We start from the raw sequence: 2,072 nt of genomic DNA on the forward strand, positions 1-2,072 counted from the left end.
GGCGATGGCATCGCTGATCCGATCATTGGCCGCCTGCAGCGAGGCCTGGCGCAGGTACTGCTGGGAGGCCTCCTCCAGCACGTGATGGGGAATGTCGCTCGTTTTCGCGATCACGAGATTGCCGTGATTCATCGCCTGGGCAATGATGGCTGCCATCAGGCTGTCCGCGTCGGCGACCTGCTTGGCGTAGCGCGGCTGCAGCGGGGTGAGCGCCGTCAGGAACTGGCATTGGTCGTTCACGAAGCGGAACACCTCGGCCACGTCGCAGAACGCCAGTTGTTCGTAGAAGCTGTCCTGTCGCGCGGCCTCATGGTTGGCCTTGGGCCGACGCCAGGTCAGCGTCTTGGTCCCGCGGTCATAGTCGAGATGTTTGAATTTGCCCTGGCTCAGTTCGCGGTTGAACGCCAGCCACTGCGCATGCACCTCGTCGGTCAACGCATCGAGCTGGGCGTGAATCGGATCACGCAACCAAGGGATGTCCATCTGGCTGAGCACGTCCGCCTTCTCGTCAAGGGAGACAAGCTCATCGGTGAAGCTGCGGTGTTGCAAACTGTCGTCCAGATAGAGCTCGCCCGACTTGAGGCGTTTTCTGATCTGGCGATACAGCCAGAACTCGTAGCGATCGGCGTGTAGGCCAGTGGGTTCTCCGTCGGCATCGAACGTCAGTAGATACGAGCGCAGGCGCTTGGGCAGAGTCACCTGCGGGCATTCAGCGAGCGGGCGCTGCGACAGGCGTTGCCGTTTGGCGAACACCCCGTTGATCCAGGCGAGCGCCTTGAGCCACGCGTTGTCCGCCACGACCCCGGAAAAGTCGAGCGCGCCGTAGAGCGGACGCAGATGACGGCGAATGCGTCCGGCCAGTCCGTCGACAACCTCCCAGCGCAGGGCCAGCTTGCTCGCTGGATTCACGCTGAGATGCTGGCCGGTGATCTGCAGGGCCTCCTTGGGCATGATCTTGAACGCGCGCCGGCGCACGTCGCCAAAGGGCGTGGCGTCGTCGACCGACTCGTCCACATAGAGCAACAGCAAGCGTCCGACCAGCGAGGTTTCCTGCTGACGTCGTACCTGCTCTGCGAGAAACTGCTTGTTTGCCTGAGCCTTGCTCTCGTCTTCGAGCTGCTTGGTATGGTAGCCCAAGGCATCGACGAGATTATCGGTGAGCTGCCGGTAGCGTTGCCATACGTAGCAGAGCAGGTACAGGTGGGTCTGCTCTGGCTTGAAACGACGCAGATCGTAGACCGTGTAGAAGTTCGCCAGGCTCGCGTAATAGAGCAAATTCTGCTGTGACACCGCCAGCTCGGGCAGCAGCGTCTTGGCGATCCGGTACAACGGATCCAACCTGGCGCGCTTTTCCCGCTCGCGTGCCATCTGTCGCCAGCCGAAGTCCTTGGCGTCCTGCTTGAGGGCGGCCAGCTCCGAAAGCGTGTCGTCGCGCACCAGGAGCTGGGCCAGCGCCTCCCTGGCTGCTGCGTCCAATCCCTCGGCGAGCTGCTCACCCAAGCGTCGGCGTTCAGCGGACAACGCCTCACTGATCACCGTCTGCAAGGTCGTGTAGCCGGGGCGGACGATTCTGTGTTCGTTGAGATAGGCGATGAGCTCGGCGACGATGAAGCCGAGCGTGACATCGCGGCGAACAATCTGGACGAGCTGCTGCTCGAGTTGCGGGAGGAGCGCCGCCGACCAGAGCCGATGGTCGAACAGCTCCGCGATCATCGCGCGCTGCGTGTAATGTTCGTGCTTGGTGATGACCAGCGGCTCGAAGGCTCGGCCGTTGAAATAGCGCGCCAGGACGAAGGCACAATCCGCCTGCACCTCCTCCCAGGTGAAACGGAAGAAGGCATGCTTGGCCTTGAAATAGCCAATCTGTAAGACACAATGGACTTGTGCGTGCAGACCGGTACGAGAGCAGGCGAGGGCCAACTGCGCTTCTGACAGGGACAGAAACTCCAAGCGCTGTCCTTCGTCGAAATCGGGCAGGCCGTAGAGGGCAAATTGCTCGGCGTCCGACAGGACGGTCAGTAACTTGTTCTTCGTCGCCATCGCTGCCTCTCTCATTTCGGGGGGATGGCGCA

At 61.9% G+C, this 2,072-nt stretch carries 1 protein-coding gene; it reads right to left on the reverse strand.

Annotation, left to right across the window (positions count from 1 at the left end; translation table 11 throughout):
* Window positions 1–2,040, reverse strand: a 2,040-nt coding sequence (locus GY725_10580; protein ID MCP4004631.1) for a Tn3 family transposase, incomplete at its 3' end; no start/stop codon positions are given.
* Between the last annotated feature and the right edge of the window lie 32 nt (window positions 2,041–2,072).

The sequence above is a fragment of the bacterium genome, assembly GCA_024226335.1.
Taxonomy (GTDB): domain Bacteria; phylum Myxococcota_A; class UBA9160; order SZUA-336; family SZUA-336; genus JAAELY01.